Source organism: Pseudomonas sp. PAMC 25886 (genome assembly GCF_000242655.1).
Taxonomy (GTDB): Bacteria; Pseudomonadota; Gammaproteobacteria; order Pseudomonadales; family Pseudomonadaceae; genus Aquipseudomonas.
Window position 1 is genome coordinate 37,700 of record NZ_AHHC01000010.1, and the last position, 21,494, is coordinate 59,193.

16 protein-coding genes and 4 tRNA genes are annotated in these 21,494 nt (G+C 62.2%); 7 read left to right on the forward strand and 13 right to left on the reverse strand.

Translation table 11 applies throughout. From position 1 onward, the window contains the following. The first annotated feature begins 34 nt into the window (after window positions 1–34). Window positions 35–1,189 (forward strand): TDT family transporter, encoded by a 1,155-nt coding sequence (locus MUM_RS0101950; RefSeq protein ID WP_010166392.1) that lies wholly within the window; start codon window positions 35–37, stop codon window positions 1,187–1,189. Window positions 1,190–1,272: 83 nt separating this feature from the next. Next, on the forward strand, window positions 1,273–3,147 hold the full coding sequence (locus tag MUM_RS0101955) for an MFS transporter (protein WP_010166394.1): 1,875 nt from the start codon (window positions 1,273–1,275) through the stop codon (window positions 3,145–3,147). A 117-nt stretch (window positions 3,148–3,264) separates the two neighbouring features. On the opposite strand, the gene sugE is transcribed toward MUM_RS0101955, so the two are convergent. From sugE to rdgC, 3 genes are all read right to left on the reverse strand, one after another. Beyond that, entirely contained in the window at window positions 3,265–3,579 is a 315-nt protein-coding gene (sugE, locus tag MUM_RS0101960; protein ID WP_010166396.1) for a quaternary ammonium compound efflux SMR transporter SugE, read from the reverse strand. A gap of 108 nt (window positions 3,580–3,687) precedes the next feature. Beyond that, the gene (locus MUM_RS0101965) at window positions 3,688–4,653 is read right to left on the reverse strand and encodes a bile acid:sodium symporter family protein (RefSeq protein WP_010166398.1); all 966 of its coding nucleotides are present in this window, start codon (window positions 4,651–4,653) and stop codon (window positions 3,688–3,690) included. A 156-nt stretch (window positions 4,654–4,809) separates the two neighbouring features. Next, window positions 4,810–5,730, reverse strand: coding sequence for a recombination-associated protein RdgC (rdgC, locus tag MUM_RS0101970; protein WP_008430455.1), 921 nt, complete (start codon window positions 5,728–5,730; stop codon window positions 4,810–4,812). Between the two features lie 161 nt (window positions 5,731–5,891). Between rdgC and MUM_RS0101975 the strand changes: the two genes are divergently transcribed. Both MUM_RS0101975 and MUM_RS0101980 read left to right on the forward strand, forming a co-directional pair. Then, window positions 5,892–5,967: transfer RNA gene (locus MUM_RS0101975), tRNA-Val, on the forward strand. 19 nt (window positions 5,968–5,986) lie between these two features. Beyond that, a tRNA-Asp gene (locus MUM_RS0101980) sits at window positions 5,987–6,063 on the forward strand. Window positions 6,064–6,209: 146 nt separating this feature from the next. Here the strand turns inward: MUM_RS0101980 and MUM_RS0101985 are convergent. The 3 genes from MUM_RS0101985 to MUM_RS0101995 form a co-directional block, all read right to left on the reverse strand. Next, window positions 6,210–8,633 carry a TonB-dependent siderophore receptor gene (locus MUM_RS0101985; RefSeq protein WP_010166401.1) on the reverse strand — a complete coding sequence of 808 codons (2,424 nt, stop codon included), beginning with the start codon at window positions 8,631–8,633 and terminating at the stop codon, window positions 6,210–6,212. Between the two features lie 78 nt (window positions 8,634–8,711). After that, window positions 8,712–9,692, reverse strand: coding sequence for a FecR family protein (locus MUM_RS0101990; RefSeq protein WP_010166403.1), 981 nt, complete (start codon window positions 9,690–9,692; stop codon window positions 8,712–8,714). Window positions 9,693–9,699: 7 nt separating this feature from the next. Next, entirely contained in the window at window positions 9,700–10,218 is a 519-nt protein-coding gene (locus MUM_RS0101995) for a sigma-70 family RNA polymerase sigma factor (protein WP_010166405.1), read from the reverse strand. 201 nt (window positions 10,219–10,419) lie between these two features. Between MUM_RS0101995 and MUM_RS0102000 the strand changes: the two genes are divergently transcribed. Further along, a tRNA-Val gene (locus tag MUM_RS0102000) sits at window positions 10,420–10,495 on the forward strand. Window positions 10,496–10,515: 20 nt separating this feature from the next. Continuing rightward, window positions 10,516–10,592, forward strand: a tRNA-Asp gene (locus tag MUM_RS0102005). Window positions 10,593–10,672: 80 nt separating this feature from the next. Here the strand turns inward: MUM_RS0102005 and MUM_RS0102010 are convergent. Continuing rightward, window positions 10,673–12,187: an MFS transporter gene (locus tag MUM_RS0102010; RefSeq protein WP_010166407.1), complete on the reverse strand. Its 1,515-nt coding sequence runs from the start codon at window positions 12,185–12,187 to the stop codon at window positions 10,673–10,675. A gap of 107 nt (window positions 12,188–12,294) precedes the next feature. On the opposite strand from MUM_RS0102010, the gene MUM_RS0102015 reads away from it, so the two are divergent. Further along, on the forward strand, window positions 12,295–13,215 hold the full coding sequence (locus MUM_RS0102015; protein ID WP_010166409.1) for a LysR family transcriptional regulator: 921 nt from the start codon (window positions 12,295–12,297) through the stop codon (window positions 13,213–13,215). Here MUM_RS0102015 and MUM_RS0102020 read toward each other — a convergent pair. The 6 genes from MUM_RS0102020 to kdpF form a co-directional block, all read right to left on the reverse strand. Continuing rightward, entirely contained in the window at window positions 13,175–13,867 is a 693-nt protein-coding gene (locus MUM_RS0102020; RefSeq protein WP_010166411.1) for a response regulator, read from the reverse strand. The genes MUM_RS0102015 and MUM_RS0102020 overlap by 41 nt on opposite strands. Further along, window positions 13,864–16,515, reverse strand: a complete 2,652-nt coding sequence (locus MUM_RS0102025) for a sensor histidine kinase (protein ID WP_010166413.1) — start codon at window positions 16,513–16,515, stop codon at window positions 13,864–13,866. Before MUM_RS0102025 ends, MUM_RS0102020 begins: the two co-directional genes overlap by 4 nt. 78 nt (window positions 16,516–16,593) lie before the next feature. Further along, window positions 16,594–18,666, reverse strand: a complete 2,073-nt coding sequence (gene kdpB / locus MUM_RS0102030; RefSeq protein ID WP_010166415.1) for a potassium-transporting ATPase subunit KdpB — start codon at window positions 18,664–18,666, stop codon at window positions 16,594–16,596. Window positions 18,667–18,677: 11 nt separating this feature from the next. Beyond that, window positions 18,678–19,337 (reverse strand): K(+)-transporting ATPase subunit C, encoded by a 660-nt coding sequence (gene kdpC, locus MUM_RS0102035; RefSeq protein ID WP_010166417.1) that lies wholly within the window; start codon window positions 19,335–19,337, stop codon window positions 18,678–18,680. A gap of 10 nt (window positions 19,338–19,347) precedes the next feature. Continuing rightward, complete coding sequence (kdpA, locus tag MUM_RS0102040) at window positions 19,348–21,054, reverse strand: potassium-transporting ATPase subunit KdpA (RefSeq protein ID WP_010166420.1); 1,707 nt, start codon at window positions 21,052–21,054, stop codon at window positions 19,348–19,350. A 107-nt stretch (window positions 21,055–21,161) separates the two neighbouring features. After that, window positions 21,162–21,260: a K(+)-transporting ATPase subunit F gene (gene kdpF / locus MUM_RS0102050; RefSeq protein ID WP_003219423.1), complete on the reverse strand. Its 99-nt coding sequence runs from the start codon at window positions 21,258–21,260 to the stop codon at window positions 21,162–21,164. Between the last annotated feature and the right edge of the window lie 234 nt (window positions 21,261–21,494).

Below are 21,494 nucleotides of genomic sequence, written 5' to 3' on the forward strand. Positions count from 1 at the left end.
GGTCTCAACCTCATGCGAGGAAGAGGATTTCACCATGACTTGCCCCAATACCCTTCAAAGCCGTTTGAAACCGTTCAGTCACCTGACCCGTCCCCGGGAAGTGATTCGCCAGTTCACCCCCAACTGGTTTGCCGCCACCATGGGCACCGGGGTGCTGGCGTTGGCGCTGGCACAATTGCCGGTCAACGTGCCGGGGTTGCATGCCATCGCCGAAGGGCTGTGGCTGTTTACCATCGGCCTGTTTGTGCTGTTCAGCGTGCTGTACGCGGCCCGCTGGGTGATGTTTTTCCACGAGGCGCGGCGCATTTTCGGGCACTCCACGGTGTCGATGTTTTTCGGCACCATCCCCATGGGCCTGGCGACCATCATCAATGGCTTTCTGCTGTTCGGCTTGCCGCGCTGGGGCGATGGCGTGGTGCACCTGGCCGAAGTGCTGTGGTGGCTGGACGTGGCGATGGCGTTGGCCTGCGGGGTGTTGATCCCGTTCATGATGTTCACCCGCCAGGAACACAGCATCGACCAGATGACCGCCGTGTGGCTGTTGCCGGTGGTGGCGGCCGAGGTCGCCGCCGCCAGCGGTGGCTTGCTGGCGCCGCACCTGGCCGACGCCCATTCGCAATTGGTAATGCTGGTGACCAGCTACGTGCTGTGGGCGTTTTCCCTGCCGGTGGCGTTCAGCATCCTGACCATCCTCATGCTGCGCATGGCCCTGCATAAACTGCCCCACGCCAATATGGCCGCGTCGAGCTGGCTGGCGCTTGGCCCCATCGGCACTGGTGCCCTGGGCATGCTGGTGTTGGGCGGTGATGCGCCTGCCATCTTCGCCGCCAACGGTTTGCCCGGCGTCGGTGAAATGGCCAATGGTATTGGTCTGATCGCCGGTATCACCCTGTGGGGGTTCGGTTTGTGGTGGATGCTGATCGCGGTGCTGATCACCGTGCGTTACCTGCGGGCCGGCATTCCGTTCAACCTTGGCTGGTGGGGTTTCACCTTCCCGTTGGGCGTGTACTCGCTGGCCACGCTGAAACTGGCGAGCACCTTGCACCTGGGCTTCTTCAGTATCGTCGGCAGTGTGCTGGTGGCGGCGTTGGCGCTGATGTGGCTGATCGTGGCCAAGCGCACCGTGCAGGGCGCCTATAAAGGCGAGCTTTTTGTATCGCCTTGCATTGCGGGACTAGCGAATAAGTAATCGGGATTAGGTAAAGTCGTGGCCTGACTTTCTATAACAGCCTAAAGGCGATAACAGTCTCAGGCCACGCAGGAACACGGACGATGAGCCACCCCTCGCAATTCACTTTGCTGCGCAAACGGCGTTTCCTGCCGTTCTTCATTACCCAGTCCCTCGGGGCGTTCAACGACAATATCTTCAAGCAGTCGTTGATCCTGGCGATTCTCTACAAGCTGACCATCGAGGGCGACCGCTCGATCTGGGTCAACCTGTGCGCCTTGCTGTTTATCCTGCCGTTCTTCCTGTTCTCGGCCCTGGCCGGGCAATTTGGCGAGAAATTCAACAAGGACGCGCTGATCCGGGTGATCAAGATCGGCGAGATTGTGATCATGTCCGTGGGGGCGGTGGGCTTCATGTTCAACCACCTGGAGTTGATGCTGCTGGCGTTGTTTGCCATGGGCACGCATTCGGCCCTGTTCGGGCCGGTGAAGTACTCGATCATGCCCCAGGCGCTGCACGAAGATGAGCTGGTGGGTGGCAACGGCCTGGTGGAAATGGGCACGTTCCTCGCGATTCTTGCCGGCACCATCGGCGCCGGGATCATGATGTCTTCCACCCATTACGCGCCGGTGGTGTCGACCGCCATCGTCGGCATCGCGGTGCTGGGTTACCTGGCCAGTCGCAGCATTCCTCGCGCAGCGGCTTCCAGCCCGGAGATGCGCCTGAACTGGAATATCTTCAGCCAGTCCTGGGCCACCCTGAAACTGGGCCTGGGTCAGACACCGGCGGTGTCGCGCTCGATTGTCGGTAACTCGTGGTTCTGGTTTGTCGGCGCGATCTACCTGACGCAAATCCCCGCCTACGCCAAGGAATGGATGTATGGCGATGAGACGGTGGTCACGCTGATCCTCACGGTGTTCTCGGTGGGTATCGCCCTGGGCTCGATGCTGTGCGAGAAGTTGTCCGGGCGTAAGGTGGAAATCGGTCTGGTACCGTTCGGCTCCTTCGGCCTCACTGTGTTCGGCCTGTTGCTGTGGTGGCATTCCGGCGGTTTCCCGCAGAACGTCCAGGCCAACGACTGGATCGCGGTGCTGAGCTATGGCCAAGCGTGGTGGGTATTGTTCGATATCCTCGGCCTCGGCGTATTCGGCGGCTTCTATATCGTGCCGCTGTACGCGCTGATCCAGTCGCGTACCGCCGAGAACGAGCGTGCACGGGTGATCGCGGCCAACAACATCCTCAACGCGCTGTTCATGGTGGTCTCGGCGATTGTCTCGATTGTGCTGCTGAGCATGGCCAAGCTGTCGATCCCCGAGTTGTTCCTGGTGGTGTCGCTGCTGAACATCGCGGTCAACGCCTACATCTTCAAGATCGTGCCCGAGTTCACCATGCGTTTCATGATCTGGCTGCTGGGCCATTCCATGTACCGCGTCGAGCATAAAAACCTCGACCTGATCCCGGACGAAGGCGCGGCACTGCTCGTGTGCAACCACGTATCGTTTGTCGATGCGCTGCTGATCGCCGGCGCGGTGCGTCGGCCGATTCGCTTTGTCATGTATTACAAGATCTATCGTCTGCCAGTGCTGAACTTCATCTTCCGTACCGCCGGGGCGATTCCGATTGCCGGGCGGCATGAGGACATCCAGATCTACGAAAAGGCGTTCCAGCGTATTGCCCACTACCTGAAAGACGGCGAGCTGGTGTGCATCTTCCCGGAAGGCAAATTGACCTCCGATGGCGAGATGAACGAGTTCCGGAGCGGCGTCACGCGGATTCTTGAAGAGACGCCAGTGCCGGTGATTCCGATGGCGCTGCAGGGGTTGTGGGGGAGTTTCTTCAGTCGCGATCCGAACAAGGGGTTCTTTCATCGGATCTGGTCGCGGGTGACGTTGGTGGCTGGCGCGCCAGTGACCGTGGAGGCGGCGACGCCCGAGGCTTTGCATGGGGTTGTGGGGGAATTGCGTGGGGGTGTCAGGTAGTTTTCTGCTGTATTTGACGGCCTCATCGCAGGCAAGCCAGCTCCCACAGGTGACCGCGTTCTACTGAGCAACTCGGTCAAGTGTGGGAGCGGGCTTGCTCGCGAAGGCGGTAGTAGCCTAAGCGCTGATCTTGAGCCCGATCAGCCCACAGATAATCAACGCGACACTGGCCAGTCGAAACAGCGCCATGGATTCCCCGAACAGGATAATCCCGGCAATCACCGTGCCCACTGCACCGACACCGGTCCAGATGGCATAGGCGGTGCCCAGCGGCAGCTCCTTCATGGCCAGCCCCAGCAACCCCAGGCTGATGGCCATGGCGGCAATCGTCAGGGCCGTAGGCAGTGGCTTGCTGAAACCGTCGGTGTACTTCAATCCGACGGCCCAGCCGACTTCAAACAGTCCGGCAAAAAACAGAATGATCCAGGACATGATGACCTCGCTTCTATAAGGCGGGGTCGTCCCCTGAATTAATCGCGCGATAGCGTCGCGAGGTCGTCCACGCGAAGCCCGATAGAGTGCCGAATATTGATCAGGTGATCAAGTTTCGGACTTGCTCGCCAGCAGTTCGCGGTCTTCCTTTTCGCTCATCCGCCGGAAGTACGTTGAGAGCAACGCCCCGGAAATATTGTGCCAGACGCTGAACAGCGCGCTCGGCACCGCCGCCAGCGGCGAGAAATGCGCACTCGCCAATGCGGCGCCCAGGCCGGAGTTCTGCATGCCCACTTCCAGCGACAGGGATTTGCGTTGCGCCAGCGGCAGCCCGAACACACGGGCGGTGAAGTAGCCCAGCAGGAAACCAAAGCTGTTGTGCAGGATCACCACGGCCATGATCAGCAGGCCCGACTCGGCAATCTTCGCCTGGCTGGCCGCCACCACGGCGGCCACGATCGCCACGATGCTGACCACCGACACCAGCGGCAATACCTCTACGGCATGGCGTACACGGGCGCCCAGCAATCGTTGCGCTACCACGCCAAGCACGATCGGCAGCAACACCACTTGCAGGATCGACCAGAACAACTCCATGAACGACACCGGCAACCAGGCCGAAGCCAGCAGCCAGATCAGCGCGGGCGTCAGCAGCGGGGCGAGGAAGGTGGTGACGGCGGCGATGGCCACCGACAGCGCCAGGTCGCCCCGGGCCAGCCAGGTCATGACATTGGAGGAGGTGCCGCTCGGGCAGCAGCCGACGAGTATCACACCGACGGCAATTTCCGGTGGCAGGTGAAAGACCTGGCACAGCAGCCAGGCGACGCCCGGCATGATCACGAAATGCGCGACCACGCCCAATGCCACGCGCCACGGATGACGCGCGACTTCAGCGAAATCTTCAAGTTTGAGGGTCAGCCCCATGCCGAACATCACCAGGCCCAACAGCGGCACGATGGCGCCCTTGAGGCCGATAAACCAGGCCGGTTGCAGGAACGCGAGCACGGCAAAAATCAGCACCCAGTAGGCGAAGGTATTGCCGACGAAACGGCTCAAGGCGGCGAGTGCGCGCATGGGGATGGTCCTTGTTATTAGAATGCTGGAAGTGCTAACCCGATCAACTGTGGGAGCTGGCTTGCCTGCGATAGCATCACCCGGGTGTAACGGATAAACCGAGGTGCCCGCATCGCAGGCAAGCCAGCTCCCACATTGACTGTGCCCACTTAAGACTTAGATGCCCTGTGGGGTCTCTTCACCGCCCAAGGCCTCAACCAACGCCGGCAGGAAGTCGCCAAACGTCAGCATCATCAGGGTAAAGCTGGCGTCCTGTTGGCCCAGCGCTTCATCGCCGCCGTCCTGTTCAGCCTGATCCTGCAGCAGGTCCTCGAACTTCAGGCGCTTGACGGTCATTTTGTCGTCCAGCATGAAGGACAGTTTGTCCTGCCAGGCCAGGGACAATTGGGTCACGACTTTGCCGGTGGTCAGGTGCAGCTGGATCTCTTCGCCGGTCAGGTCCTGGCGCTTGCAACGCACGATGCCGCCGTCTTCGTGGGTGTCACGCAGTTCGCATTCGTCGAGGACGAAGAAGTCATCGGCCGGTTTCTGGGTGGTGACCCAGTCGGTCATGATGGCGGTTGGTGCGGTTTTCACGGTCAGCGGACGTACCGGCAGGGTGCCGATCACTTCACGCAGGGTGGACAGCAGGTCTTCGGCACGTTTCGGGCTGGCCGAGTTCACCAGGATCAGGCCCTGTTTAGGCGCGATGGCGGCGAAGGTCGACGAGCGACGGATAAACGCACGCGGCAGGAAGGCCTGGATGATTTCATCCTTGATCTGGTCGCGTTCCTTTTTGTAGACCTTGCGCATTTGCTCGGCTTCGATCTCTTCGACCTTTTCCTTCACCGCATCACGCACCACGCTACCCGGCAGGATGCGTTCTTCCTTGCGCGCCGCGATCAGCAGGAAATCACCGCTGACGTGCACCAGGGGCGCGTCTTCACCTTTACCGAAAGGGGCGACGAAACCGTAAGTGGTCAACTCCTGGCTTGCACAAGGGCGCGCCAGTTTGGTGGCCAGTGCAGTTTCCAACGCCTCGGCATCAACAGGCAGATCTTGGGTCAGGCGATAGATAAGCAGGTTTTTGAACCACATGGGGTGAGTCTCTCCTTATATACAAAGGGGGGCATTATTCTCCTCATGGCGCCATAGGCCAACCCTCGCTAAGCCATTGGAAGGCCTGAAAAAAATTATTTAAGAAAGTGCTTGCCAGACCCTGGGTCGCTCCGTAGAATGCGCGCCACACCGAAAGTGAAGGGTGATTAGCTCAGCTGGGAGAGCATCTGCCTTACAAGCAGAGGGTCGGCGGTTCGATCCCGTCATCACCCACCATTCGCTTCTAGTGTTACGCGCAGCGGTAGTTCAGTCGGTTAGAATACCGGCCTGTCACGCCGGGGGTCGCGGGTTCGAGTCCCGTCCGCTGCGCCATATTCGGTCACCTGGAACGCTGAACGCCAGGTACCACGGAAAGCCCGCTTATTGAGCGGGCTTTTTGCTGTCTGGGGCTTATAAAACCGCCGGTCAAAAAGACGCCCCCGATCACGTGCCGTGATCGGGGGCGTTTTTTTATGCGTTTAGAAATCCCAGCGGGTGGTGACCATGAAGTTGCGTGGCTCACCATAAGCGGCAGAGTTATAGAAGCCGATGTTGGTGTAGTAGGACTTGTCGAAGAGGTTGTTGACGTTCAGCGTCGCCGACACGTTCTTGGTGATCTGGTAGCGGGTCATCAGGTCCACCAGCCAGTACGCTTCCTGGGAAAACTCTTCATAACCGCCATGGGGGGTGTTGTAGATGTCCTGCCAGCCGACGCTCTGCCAGCGCACGCCACCGCCGACGGTCAGCTTGTCCAGGTCTCCCTTGAGCTTATAGGTGGTGTACAGCTTGACCTGGTCTTCAGGCTCGAACGTGGAAATCTTCAGATCCTGGTCGTCACGCACCACCTTGTGGGTGTAGCCGGCCTGAATCTGCCAGCCCGGGCTCAGCTCGCCGGACACTTCCAGCTCATAGCCCTTGGTGACGGCCTTGGTGCCCTTGTAGGCATAGTTCTGCGGCGTAGGTTTCAGGTTGTTGTAGTCGTCGTCGGAAACGGCGCGGTTGTTTTCGTGGATCTCGAAATACGCCGCGCTGGCGTTCAGCCGGCCGTCGAAGAAATCAGCCTTCAGGCCCAGTTCATAGTTCTTGCCTTCGTCCGGCTCAAGCAATTGGTTCTGCCGGTCGCGGTTGTAGTTTTCCTGGGGCATGAAGATATCGGTGTAGCTGGCGTAGACCGAGTAGGTTTCATTCAGGTCGTACACCACGCCCACATACGGCACAAAGCGTCCGGTCTCGCGGTAGGACGGGTTATTGCCGGTCAGGTGATAATTGACCACCCGTCCCCCGAGCAGCAGCTTCAGGTCATCGGCCAGGTTCAGGCGCGTGGTCATATAGGCGCCGGTCTGGCGAATGGTGTCATCGATGTATTGCTGCGGCGCGCCCCAGTAGGGTTGGGGGGCGTGACCGTGCCAGTTATTGAAGTCGACGAGGTTGGGGGCGAGGTTCCAGTAGCCCTTGCCGTTCCAGTCGGAAATGCCGATGGAGCCGCCCACCACCAGTTCATGCTCACGGCCGCCCAGGCTGAAGGGGCCGCTTGCGTACAGGTCGGCGGAGTCGCTGACGGTTTCCCCGGTGTATTTTTGCGAAGTGATCTGTGCGGTGCCGTCTGCCCGTGGCTCGTCACCCTGAATCGAAGCCATCAGCGCATGGTAGCCGTTGATCTTGTGGTCCAGTTGCAGCTTGGTGACCCAGCCGTTGCCGAGGTCATGTTCAAGCATGGCGAAGGCGGTACGGGTGTATTGCTCCCAACTGCTCCAGTTCGCGGCGTTGTTGAACGAGCGGTTTACGCTATTGCGATCGCCATTGGCGTTGATCAGCGGGAAGCTGCCGGACCAGCTCGAGGCGGTGGGCAAGCTGTCCTGATAGTCGCCACCCACGGTCAGCATCGTGTCGGGGGACAGGTCGAACTCCATGATGCCGTAGTACACCGGGCTTTTGCGTGAGTAACGGTCCATGAACGAGCGCTTGTCCTGATAGGCCGCGACCGCTCGGCCACGCACGTTGCCGCTTTCGGTCATCGGGCCGCTCACATCCAGTTCGCTGCGGTAGTTATCCCAGGAGCCCGCGCCGAGGCTTGCATGGCCCTGGAAATCTGCCGTGGGCTTCTTGCGCACCAGGTTGATCGTGGCCCCCAGCGAGCCCGCACCGGTGAGCAGGCCGGTGGCGCCTTTAAGCACCTCGACCCGGTCATAGATCGCCATGTCGCTCAGGGTATTACCCGCCGAATAGGCAACGTTGCGCGCGGTGGAAGGAATGCCGTCGTACTGAAAGTTGTTGATGGAGAAACCGCGGGCGTAGTAGTTGGTGCGGTCGGTGTCGAAGGCCGACACGGTGATGCCCGGGGTGTGGCGCATCACGTCGTCGACGTTATTCAGGCCGAAGTCATCCATGTGTTTGCGGGTGACCACGGTTACCGATTGCGGGGTTTCCTTGGGGGTCAACACCAGTCGTGTCGCCGTCGCAATGCTGCCTGGAGTGTAGGAGTCAGTCCCTTCAGTAACGTTGCCCAACTGGTTGGAGCTGACCTGCGTCGGGCCCAGCTCCATGGCGCCAGTAGCCGAAGGAATGGCTTCCACTGCGTACACCTGATTGCCTTTGATCACCCGGTAGCCACTGCCTTGAAGCAACCTGTCGAACCCCGCGTCCACACTGTAAGTGCCCTTCAGCCCCGGCCCATTCAGCCCCGCCAGGTTCTGGGACTGGAACACAATGGCCACGCCTGCTTGCTGGGCAAACCGATTGAGTGTGGCGCCCAGTGGCCCCGCAGGAATGTCATAGGCTTGTGCCGCGACATTGACCGTGTCGGCCTGGGCCAAGTGGATATTCAGCAATGTCGTCGTGAGCAGCGTGAGCGTCAGCGGCGCGCAACTCAACAGGCGCCGACGTGGGTGGGAAGGGATGGGCATGGTGAAGGCAGTCCTTTAGTTGATCGATATACCTTCCTTGACGGGCAGCCCGGAAAAAAGCGGAAGCAATGCGAATAATTATTTTTTACTTTCGGTGCCCGGGCTGACGATCACCAGCCACGGGGTAAAGGTTCTTAGCTTGATGGGCAGGGTTTGGGCCAGCATCTGCAAGGTGCGGTCGGTGTCGTCCAGAGGCAGTACGGCCGAGACCTTGAGATTCGCCAGTGCGGCTCGATCAAACTGCAAGCGGCCCGAACGGTGACGGGCGATCTCGTCCAGCACTTCCGGCAACGGCCGGTTATCCACCACCAGTTGATGGCGGTGCCAGGCGTCGTTGACGCTCGCCGGGTCGATGCTCCCAGACAAACGCACGGCGTCCGCGCTGACCTGCACCTGCGAGCCGGCGTCAACTTCCAGCGTCTGCTGGCCATTCGCGCTTTTTGCCGCCACGCGGGATTCGAGCATGCTCAGCACGGTCACATCGCCTTCGCGCCTGACCACAAACCGCGTGCCCAACGCGCGCAGGGTGCCTTGGGCGGTCTGCACCACAAATGGCCGCTCGCGATCGTGAGCCACTTCTACCAGGATCTCGCCTTGCAGCAGTTCGATGCGGCGCTGCCGGTTGTCGAAATACAGGTTCGCCGCACTGATGCCGTTCAACGTCAGCGTGGAGCTGTCCGCCAGGCGCAGGGTTTTCCACTCGCCGGGGCCGTTGTGCACATCGGCCATCCACTGTTGTGGGTAAGGGCTGTAGAGCAGCGCCACAGCGGGAAGGGCCAGGCTGCACGCCAATACCAGCGCGCGGCCGTAGTGCTTGCGGGTTTTCCCGGGCCGTGGAAACGCGGCGTTCAAGGCCGCCCGCGCCGGGGCTTTTTGCCCGCGCAGGGCCTGCATCCGTGCAACCACGTCTTCCATGCGCGCGGCGGAAGCGGCGTGTTGTGGGCCTTGCTGCTTCCAGCGTTCGAATGCCTGGCGCTGGGCCTCGGTCAATTCACCTTCGTGCAGGCGAAGCATCCATTCGGCGGCTTGTTCGTCGATCTGTTGGCGGGAGTCAGGCATGCGCGGCTCAGATGTCCACGCTGTGGCTGCAATGCAACAGGGCCTGGATCAAGTATTTGCGGACCGTACGCTCCGACAGTTTCAGTTGGCGGGCGATTTGCTGCTGGGTCAGGTCTTCGAGGTAATACAGCACAAACGCCTGACGCACGTTGTCGTGCATGCCTTCAAGAATAAACGCGATGTGTTCAAGGGCTTCCAGGGTGGCGTGGAGCTGTTCAGGCGACTGAAAACCTTCCAGGGTTTCCACCGTCAGCATCAGTTCCTGAAGGTAGGCGTTTTCAATCTGCTTGCGCCGGGCCTGGTCGATGATCAGCCGCCTGGCAGTGGTGCTCAAATAGGCGCGGGGTTCGCGAATGCCCGTCACGGACTCCCGCGCGTGCAGAATCCGTGCGAAGGTGTCCTGCGCCACGTCGGCGGCGTTGTGGGTACAGCCCAGTTTTCGGCGCAACCAAGTGAACAGCCAGCCGTGATGCTCGCTGTACAGCTCGGTAATCTCCCGTTGGAACGGCGGTTCACCCACAGACATAAGGCGCGACCCAGGTGTTATTGAGAATAATTGTTAATTGTGGGGCCAAGGCTTGGGCAAACGCAATAGACTCGCGTTTGCACCCAAAGCACCGGTTTTGCGGGGCGCGCGTGGGGGAAGGCAAAATATTTTAAATAAATTGCATTTAAATCATGACATTACGGAAAAATGCTATAGAATGCGCCCCACACCGAAAGTGAAGGGTGATTAGCTCAGCTGGGAGAGCATCTGCCTTACAAGCAGAGGGTCGGCGGTTCGATCCCGTCATCACCCACCATTCGCTTCTTAGTGTTACGCGCAGCGGTAGTTCAGTCGGTTAGAATACCGGCCTGTCACGCCGGGGGTCGCGGGTTCGAGTCCCGTCCGCTGCGCCATATTTAGGTTACCTGGAACGCTGAACGCCAGGTCACCACAGGAAGCCCGCTCATTGAGCGGGCTTTTTTGTGCCTGGGATTCAGGTCAGCGACTGAGTGCCGACTCTGCCTGGACCCGTGCGGGGGGCCCGCCGAGCCAGAAACGCAAAAACCACCATCGCCGTCAGCAGGGTGAATCCTGCGAGCAATTGCAGCAGGGTGTTAAAGCCTGCGAGGTAGGCCGCGCGCAGTTCGGCCAGTGGAATCGACGCGCCGGCCTGCAGGACATCACCCATCACCAGCGCTTGTGCAATCACTGAAACATCCGCCGCAGCGCTACCCCGCAAGTGGTGCGCCACCAAGGCGCCCAGCACCGCCATGGTGATCGCCAGCGCCACGCCTTCACTGGCCACGCGGGTCGTATTGAAAATCCCCGCCGCCATTCCTGCGCGCTCCTTCGGCACCACGCTGATCGCCAGGCCATCCATCAGGCCCCACGGCAACCCCGTGCCGATCCCGATCACCAGCATCGCGCCGACGGTTTGCCCGGGCTGCCCGGCCAGGCTTAACCCCCACAGGCCCACCGCCGCAATCAGCAAGCCAATGGCACACAACACACCCGCCGACAGCCAGCGCGTCAGGGTGGCGGCGATCATCGGCACCACCAGCATCGGTGCCGACAGCGCCAGCATCATCAACCCCGCATCCAGCGCGCTGGCGCCTTCCACACCGATAAACCGCAGGGGCAGCAACACGATCAGCACGATGTAGCAGTAACAGGTGCCGATGGGCAGCAACTGCACGCCAAGAAAGCGCGGGAAGCGAAACAGCCGCAGGTCCAGCATCGGTTGGCTTGAGCGATTTTCGACGAGGATAAACACCAGCAGAAATACTGCCGCTGCCACCAGCAGGGCATCAATCAGCGGCGACGTCCAACCGTGTTCCGGGGCGAGGATCACCGCGGTGGTCAGGGCCACCAGCATGGCCGAAAAGGTCAGCACGCCGGTGGTATCCAACCGCAGCGCCTGCGGGTCGCGGCTTTCACGCATTTTGGGCGCGGCAAACAGCAGCGAGAGGCCGGCGAGCAGGGCGGTGCCGAGGAAAATCGCGCGCCAGCCCCAGTGCTCGATCATCAACCCCGAGAGCAACGGCCCGAACGCCAGGCCTGCACCGAACGTGGTGCCCAGCAAGCTGAAGGCGCGGGTGCGCGCGTGGCCGTCAAACTCCTGGGCCAGCGCTGCACAGCCACTGGCCAGCGCCGTGGCCGCCGCGACGCCCTGCACGCCACGCAACACATCCAGCCAGAAAATTCCCGGCGCCATTGCCAGTAGCACGGAGATCACGGTGAACAGTGCCATGCCCCACAAGAACAGGCGCTTTCTCCCATACAGATCGGCGAGGGTGCCGGCGGCCATCAGCAGGCTGCCGAAACTCAGCATGAAGGCGTTGGTGATCCATGCCAGTTGGCTGGGCTGTGCGGCAAACGCCTGGCCGATAAACGGCGTGGCGACGGCGCCGCCGGTGAAGCTCATGGGCAATACCAGGGCGGCCAGGCAAATGGCGGCCAGGATGGAGTATCGGCCATGGGCGGGCACAGGTTCGTGTGTGGTAGTCATGGGGCATTCCCGCAGGTCTGAAGAGTTAAAGACTCTAATCAGGATGCAATTGTGGATAAACGGGCTTACATTCCGTTCATAACGGAACCTATGGATGTAATGGCGTGATGGATAACCTGAGTGGCGTGATCGCCTTTGTGAAAACGGCCGAAGCCCTGAGCTTCACCGGTGCGGCCCGCGCGATGGGGATTTCTGCCTCGGCGGTGGGCAAGAACGTCGTCAAGCTAGAGGCGTCGCTGAATGTGCGACTGTTGCACCGCAGCACGCGCAAGGTCAGCCTGACCGCCGAAGGCCAACTGTTCTATGAGCGCTGCCGGAAAATTCTCGACGACCTGCAAGACGCCCGCGCCATGCTCTCCCATGCCATGCAGGCGCCCCGGGGCAAGTTGCGGGTCAGCCTGCCCACCATCGGCTATCGCTTTCTTTTTCCCCACATGATGGCGTTCCGCAAAGCCTACCCGGAGATCGAACTGGAGCTGGATTTCAACGACCACCTGGTGGACGTGATCGAGGAGGGCTTCGACGTGGTCATCCGCAGCGGCGGCCTGGCGGATTCGACCCTGATGGCCCGCAGGCTGGGGCCGTTCAGGTTTGTATTGTGTGCGTCGCCCGAGTACCTGCGCGCCAACGGTCGGCCGCACTCCCTGGGCGACCTGGAGCACCACCCGTGTTTGCGTTACCGCTTCGCCACCACCGGAAAAATCATGGACTGGACCTTGTCCGCCAACCCGGCCATCACCCAATTGCGCCTGCCCACCGCGCTGACCTTGAACAACATGGAAGCCATGCTCAGGGCCGCGATGGATGGCCATGGCATTGCCTACGTGCCGGACTTCCTGGCCCGCGAGGCCCTCGCCCAAGGCCAACTGGAAACTGTGCTCGACGGCCATTCCGATGACCAGGGCCAGTTCTGGGCGCTGTGGCCTTCCAGCCGGCACCTGTCACCGAAGATCCGCGTGTTTGTCGACTTCGCCGCCGCCCATCTGTTCACAACCCCACCAGCCGGTAGCCCACCTGCAACTCGGTAATGAAGTACTGCGGCTGGGCCGGGTCCGCCTCCAGCTTTTGCCGCAGATGGGCCATATGCACCCGCAAATAGTGGGCGCGGTCCACGTAATCCAGGCCCCACACTTCGAGCAGTAATTGGCGATGGGTGAGTACCCGGCTTTGCCCGCGAATCATCGCGCAGAGCAGGCGGTATTCGATGGGCGTCAGGTGCACCGGCAGGCCCTGGCGCCACACTTCATGGGTCGCAAGGTCCACTTCAATCTCGCCAAACGCCACCTTGCTGGTGGCCGCCACCGTGCCGGTTTGCCCGTGTCGACGCAGTTGCGCACGGATGCGCGCCAGCAACTCGGGCACGCCGAAGGGTTTGGTCAGGTAGTCATCGGCGCCGGCGTCCAGGGCAGCGACTTTTTCCTCTTCTCGATCCCGCGCCGACAGCACCAGGATCGGCACCGCCAGCCAACCCCGCAGCTCGCTGATCAACTGTTTGCCGTCGCCGTCCGGCAGGCCGAGGTCGACGATCACCAGGTCTGGCTGACGGCTGGAGGCGTGGATCAACGCGCGCTTGACGCTGTCGGCTTCGAACACCTGGAAGCCCTCATCCTGCAGGGCGATGCCGACAAAGCGGCGGATATTGGCCTCGTCTTCAACAATCAGAATGCGTGCTGTGCTCATAGGGCGTCCATTGAGGGCGGAGTGCCCGCCGGTAAAGTGATGACGAAATGCATGCCGCGCTCGCGGCCAGGCTTGGCTTCGATGCGCCCGCCGTGGGCTTCGACGATGCGCTTGGCCAGGGCCAGCCCCAGGCCGATGCCGGCGACGGAAGACTCCTGCTGGCCACGGGCAAACGGTTCGAACAGATTGGCCGGCGCGCTGCCCGGGCCGGTGTCGCTGACTTCCAGCAGGATGCTGTCCGAGACGGCGCGGGCGGCCACGGTAATGACGGTGCCGGGCGGGGTGTACTTGGCAGCGTTGTCCAGCAGGTTGACCAGCACCCGTTCGATCAACAGCGCGTCGACTTCCACCAGCGGCAGCTGCGGGTCCAATGTGGTGTGCAGCACATGCCGGGCCAGCGGTTCGCGCAATTGGCGCAAGGCGCTGCCGACGATTTCTTCCAGCAAGTGCCATTGCCGGTTGAGCCGCACGCCACGCTCTTGCATGCGGGCCATGTCCAGCAGGTTTTCGATCAGGCGTTGCATGGAAGTGGCCTGCTCATGGATGCCCTGCAGCAGCTCGGTCAACGGTCCTGGCGGCGCATGGGGCAGGGCGGTGTCGGCGGCGCCGATCAGGGTGGTCAGCGGTGTGCGCAAGTCGTGGGAAATCGCCGCGAGCAGGGTGTTGCGCATCTTCTCGCCTTCCATCTGCACCATCGTGCTTTGGGCTACTTCGACGAAGTGCACACGCTCCAGGGCAATCGCCAGCTGGCTCATGCAGGCTTCCAGCAGGCGGCGTTCTTCGGGCTCGTTGAGGCGTTCGCTTTGTGCCAGTTCCAGCACCAGCACGCCGCGCACGCGCATCGGTGCCTTGAGCGGCAGGTAGCAGCCCTTGGCGGCGGATAAGGTGTCGGTGCCCTGGCCGGCGGACTGGCCGTGGTCGTAGGTCCATTGGGCGATGCTGTCGTCGATCGGCAAGCCGCCTGCGCCCACGCTGTGCACGCCATCGGCGGCGTCCGGCAGGGCCAGGCCGACCCGCGCCTCGAACACGCCACTGAAGGTGCGCAGCGCGACTTCGCTGATCTGCTCCACGGTCAACGCCGCCGACAGGTCGCGGGCCAGGCGTGCCAGCGAGGTGGCGCGGCGTTCCCGGGCAGCGGCGGTGCGGGCTTCGTGGCGCAGGCGGGCGGTGAGTTGCCCGGTGATCAGGGCGATGCCGAGCATCAGCGCAAAGGTGAAGAAATACTGCGTGTCATTGACCGTAAACGAGTAGCGCGGCTGGACGAAAAAGAAGTCGAAACACAGCACTGCCAGCATTGCCGCCCACACGCCGGGGCCGCGCCCGAAACGCAGGGCCACCAGCACCACCGTGAGCAGGAACAGCATCACCACGTTGGCCAGTTCGAAAACTTGCAGCAGCAGCGAGGCGATGGCGCTGGCGGTGAAGCAGGCGAGGGTCGCCCAGAGATAGGCCAGGCTTTTGCCGGGCGCCGGCGTGGGTTTTTCATGGGGCGGGGCTGTGGCAGGCAATAAGCCGTGGGCAATCACGATCTGGTCGATTTGCGGATGATGCCGGCTGATCCGGTCGCCCACCGACTGATGCCAGAACCGCCATGCCCGGCGCGGGTGATGGCCAAGCACCAGGCGATTGGCGTTGTGTTCCCGGGCACAGGCGGCCAGCGCTTCGGCGACGTCCATGCCCGGCAATGTTGCCGTGTCGGCGCCGAATTCGCTGGCCAGGGCCAGGGTTTTCATCGCCGTGAGGTAGCGCCTGGCGCCGCGCCCCTGGGCTGCGGCGACGTGCACCACGATCCAGTCTGCTTCGAGCTTTTGCGCCAGGCGTGCAGCTTCGCGCACCAGGCGCTCATCCCCGGCGTCACCGGCCACGCCCACCAGCAACCGCTCGCGGGCGGGCCACAGGGTCTTGATTGACTGTTCGCGACGGTACACGCGCATCTGCGTGTCGACCCGGTCGGCGGTGCGGCGCAGGGCCAGTTCCCGCAGGGCCAACAGGTTGCCCTTGCGGAAAAAGTGCCGCGACGCGCGCTCAGCTTGAGGGCCCAGGTACACCTTGCCGTCCTTCAAACGTTGCAGCAGGTCATCCGGCGGCAGGTCGACCACCACCACTTCGTGGGCGTTGTCGAACACATGGTCGGGTACAGTTTCCCGCACCCGAATGCCAATGATCCCACTCACCAGATCGTTAAGGCTTTCCAGGTGCTGGACGTTGAGGGTGGTCCACACATCGATGCCGGCGCCGAGCAGTTCTTCCACGTCTTGCCAGCGTTTCGGGTGGCGCGAGCCGGGCACGTTGCTGTGGGCCAGTTCATCCACCAGCAGCACGGCGGGATGGCGTTGCAGGGCGGCGTCGAGGTCGAATTCGGTGAGGGCAAAGTCGCGGTGCAGGCGGTGGGCGCGGGGCAGTTGTTCAAGGCCGTTGAGCAGGTCGGCGGTTTCCTCGCGGCCGTGGGTTTCCACCACGCCGGCGAGTACGTCGCGGCCCAGGCTGACTTCCCGTTGCGCCGCGTCGAGCATGGCGCAGGTCTTGCCCACGCCGGCGTTGGAGCCGAAGTAGATACGCAATTTGCCGCGCAAGGCGGCCTGTTCTTCATGCTGGATCCGAGCGAGCAGGGCGTCGGGGTCGGGGCGTTCTTCGTTTAATGCGGGCATGTCATTCCTGGTAAATGCGGTTCAATTGTGGGAGCGGGCTCGCCACAGCAATCCCGCTCACACAGTGGATTTGCGGTGCTACGCGAGACCCAGCCCGGTCAGCACCAGGTCAATCAGCTTGATCCCGGCAAACGGCACCAGCACGCCGCCCAGGCCATAGATCAGCAGGTTGCGATTGAGCAACGCCGCCGCACCCATCGCGCGATAGGTCACGCCGCGCAGGGCCAGCGGAATCAACGCGACAATGATCAACGCGTTGAAGATCACCGCGCTGAGAATCGCCGAGTTGGGGCTGGTCAGGTGCATCACGTTCAACGCACCGAGCTGCGGGTAGGTCGCGACAAACGCCGCCGGGATGATCGCGAAATACTTCGCCACATCATTCGCCACGCTGAATGTCGTGAGGGCGCCACGGGTCATCAGCATCTGTTTGCCGACCTCGACCACCTCAATCAGTTTGGTCGGGTTGCTGTCGAGGTCGACCATGTTGCCGGCCTCTTTCGCCGCCTGGGTGCCGCTGTTCATTGCCACCGCCACGTCGGCCTGGGCCAGTGCCGGGGCGTCGTTGGTGCCGTCGCCGGTCATGGCCACGAGCTTGCCCTGGGCCTGGTAGTCGCGGATCAGTTGCAACTTGTCTTCCGGGCGCGCCTCGGCCAGGAAGTCATCCACGCCGGCTTCCACCGCAATCGCGGCGGCGGTCAGGCGGTTGTCGCCGGTGATCATCACGGTCTTGATGCCCATGCGCCGCAGTTCGGCAAAACGCTCCTTCATGCCGCCCTTGACCACGTCCTTCAGCTCCACTACGCCCAAGGCTTTGGCACCGTCGGACACCACCAGCGGCGTACTGCCGCGGCGCGATACTTCGTCGACCTTGGCCTGCAGGGCTGCCGGAAAACTCCCGCCCAACGCTTCGATATGACTGCGGATGGCATCCGCTGCGCCCTTGCGAATGCCTCGGCCTTCGGGCAGGTCGACACCGCTCATGCGGGTCTGGGCGGTGAAGTGCACAAAGCTTGCGCCCAGGGCGTTGATGTCCCGCGCGCGGATGTCGAATTTCTGCTTGGCCAACACCACGATGCTGCGGCCTTCCGGCGTTTCGTCGGCCAGGGACGCCAGTTGCGCCGCGTCGGCCAGTTCGGCTTCCTTGACCCCCGGGGCCGGCAGGAAACTGCTGGCCTGGCGATTGCCCAGGGTGATGGTGCCGGTCTTGTCCAGCAGCAACACATCGATGTCACCCGCTGCCTCAACGGCGCGGCCCGAGGTGGCGATCACATTGGCCGACATCATCCGGCTCATGCCCGCCACGCCGATGGCCGAGAGCAGGCCGCCGATGGTGGTGGGGATCAGGCACACCAGCAACGCCACCAGCACCGTGGCGCTGACCACGCTGCCGCTGCCGCTCATGGCCACGGCGAAGATCGAGTATGGGCTCAGCGTGGCGATCACCAGCAGGAACAACAGGGTCAGGCCCACCAGCAAAATCGTCAGGGCGACTTCGTTGGGGGTCTTCTGGCGCTTGGCGGATTCGACCATCGAGATCATGCGGTCGAGGAATGACTCGCCCGGGTTGACGCTGATGCGCACCACCAGCCAATCCGACAGCACCCGCGTGCCGCCGGTGACCGAGGAAAAGTCGCCGCCGGCTTCGCGAATCACCGGCGCCGATTCGCCGGTGATTGCGCTTTCATCCACCGAGGCCACGCCTTCGATCACCACGCCGTCCAGCGGCACCAGGTCGCCGGCTTCGATCAGCACCACCTGGTCCTTGCGCAACAGCGTCGCTTCGGTCGGCAGCCACGCCGCACCGTGCCTGGGTTGTTGCAGCAGCTTGGCCAGGGTCTGGCGTTTCATCCCGCGCAGGCTGGCGGCCTGGGCGCGGCTGCGGCCCTCGGCCAGGGCCTCGGCGAAGTTGGCGAACAGCACGGTGAACCACAGCCACAAGCTGATGCTGAGGATAAACCCGCTGGGGGCTTCACCCTGGCCGCCGAGGGACTGGAACCACAGCAGGGTAGTGAGGATGCTGCCCAGGTACACCACGAACATCACCGGGTTTTTCCACTGCGCCTGGGGCAGCAGTTTCTTGAACGCATCGCCGCAGGCAGTGAGCACGATGGCGCGGTCAAACAGAGGTAAACGAGCTTTCTTGATCATGGGGGAATCTCTTACTCACTGGCCGCAAGGGGGGGCTGAGGCAGGGGCAGGCGGGCGTCCAGCGCGAGGTTGAGTTGCAGCACATTGACCCGGGGTTCGCCGAGCAAACCGAAGGTGCGGCTGGCGGTGTTTTCGTTCACCAGTTGCAGCACGTCGGCTTCGGGGATCTGCCGCAGGCGGGCGACCCGTGCCAACTGGATGCGCGCGTTGGCCACCGAGATATGCGGGTCCAGGCCGGAGGCGGAGGCGGTGACTGCATCCACCGGTACCTGGGCGTCGGGGGCGAGGCCGTTGTCCTGGCGGTAGGCTTTAACGCGGGCCGCGACCTGGTCCACCAGTTTCTGGCTGGTCGGGCCCAGGTTGCTGGCGCCGCTGGAGCCTGCGTTGTAGGGCTGCGAGACGCTTTTGCTCGGGTCTTGCGGGTCGGCGCCGAGGGTCATGCTCGGGCGGCCGTGGAAGTAGCCAGGCAGGGTGAAATCCTGGCCGATCAATGCCGAGCCAACCACCAGTCCGTCACGTTCAATCAGCGAACCCTGGGCCTGGAACGGGAACAGCAACTGCGCGGCGAAGGTGGTGAAGATCGGGTAGGCGAGGCCGGTCAGCGCCATGAAAAACACCGCCGAAACCAGCACCGGGCGCAACAGCCCTTTGAATATCGATTGAGTCGTCATCAACGTGTCCTTAGTTGTACGTCTGGCCGGACAGCAACTGCAGTTGCTCCACCAGCGGGCCGAGCGCGAGCGCCGGCAGGAAAGTCAGGCCACCCACTACCAGCACCACAAACACCACCAGCACCATGAACAACGGCGTCGCGGTGGGGATGGTGCCGGCACCGGCAGGCACGGTCTTTTTCATCGCCAGGGAGCCAGCCACGGCGAGCATCGGCAGCATGGTGAAGAAGCGCCCGATCAACATCGCGAGGCCAATGGTGGTGTTGAAAAACGGCGTGTTTGCGTTCAGCCCGGCGAACGCCGAACCGTTGTTGGCGGTGCCCGAGGTGTAGGCGTAGAGCACCTCGCTGAACCCGTGTGGGCCGAGGTTATTCAGGCTGGCCATGGTGTCGGGCCACAAGGCGGCGAGGGCGGTGAAGCCGAGGATGCTGATGGGGTGTGCGAGCACTGAGAGCATCACCAGTTTCATCTCCCGGGCCTCGATCTTCTTGCCGAGGAATTCCGGGCTGCGGCCAATCATCATGCCCACCAAAAACACCGTCAGCAGCGCGTACTGGATCAGGTTGATAAAGCCTACGCCGTCGCCGCCGAACACGCAGTTGAGCATCATCTGCGCCAAGGGCACGAAGCCGCCCATGGGGGTCAACGAGTCGTGCATCGCGTTGACCGAGCCGGTGGTGGCCGCAGTGGTGGTGGCGATAAACAGACTGCTGTCGGCGATGCCGAAACGCAGCTCCTTGCCTTCCATATTGCCGCCGCTTTGCTCGATGGACAGCGTCTGGTTGGCGCCGGCCTGGGTCAGCAGCGGGTTGCCGTTTTGCTCCGCGCCATACACCAGCGCGAGAAAGCCGATGAACATCACCAGGAACGTGCCGAAAAACACCCAGCCCTGACGGCGTTGCAACAGCATGCTGCCGAAGGTGTAAGTCAGCGCCGATGGGATCAGCAACATGCTCAGGATATGCAGGGCGTTGGTCAGTGGTGTCGGGTTTTCGAACGGGTGCGCGGCGTTCATGCTGAAGAAGCCGCCGCCGTTGGTGCCGATATGCTTGATCGATTCGAAGCTCGCCACCGCGCCGACAATCAACTGTTGCTGCGCGCCTTCAAGCGATGTGGCCAGGGCTTGCGAGGCGAAGGTCTGCGGCATGCCTTGCCACACATAAACCAGCGCCATGCCCACACACAGCGGCAGCATCACGCGGTACAGGGTACGGGTGAAGTCGACCCAGAAGTTGCCGATATCCGCCGAGCTTGAGCGACTCAAACCGCGGATGAAGCCGGCGGCGGCGACCACCCCTGACGTGGCACCGACAAACATCAGGAAGGTGATCACGGCCATCTGGCTGAAGTTCGACAGGCTGGTTTCGCCTGAGTACGCCTGCCAGTTGGTGTTGGTAATAAAAGAGGCGGCGGTGTTGAACGCCAGGTCCGGGGTTTGCGCGGCCAGCCCGAGTGGGTTGATCGGCATCACTGCTTGCAGTCGCAGGATGAAGTAGCCGAGCAGCATCATCGCCGCGTTGGACAGCAGCAGGGCCGAACCATAGCGGGCCCAGCCCATGGTTTCCAGCGGGTCGATGCCCAGCAGGCGGTAGGTATAACGTTCCGGCAGGGCGTGGCGGGGCCCGGTGAAAACCCGGGTCAGCCACTTGCCCATCAGCACGGCGAGCCCGGTCATCAACCCCAGGACCAGCGCAAATTCCAGCAAAGTGCTTAGCATGTCGAGGCTCCGTTCAAATCTTGCCCATGACGACAATGGCCATGGCTGTCGCGGCAAAAAACACCAGGGAGAGGCCGATAAAAATCATGTCGTACATGGCGGGCTCCCTAGAACTTTTCGGCGCGAATGAGGGCATAGCCCAGATAAGCGAACAGCCCGACGGCGCATAAGCCGCTGGCGATATAGATGAACTTGAGTGTGAGCACGGTGGAACTCCCCTGATTAATAAGCCGCGATTGCGGACGCGGGGAGGTTAAGAGGTTGGGCATCAAGTTCGGGCACTGATTGCCAGTGCGGGTATTAAGACGGTGTAGAGATGGATTTGTGGTGGGCGAACGAAAACAAGGGATAGCCCGGGCGTGGGGTATCCCTTGAAAGTCTGGGGTTCTGCTGCTTTTGATGATCAGCTTATTTGGCTTTCTTTTTCTTTGATTCGCGGG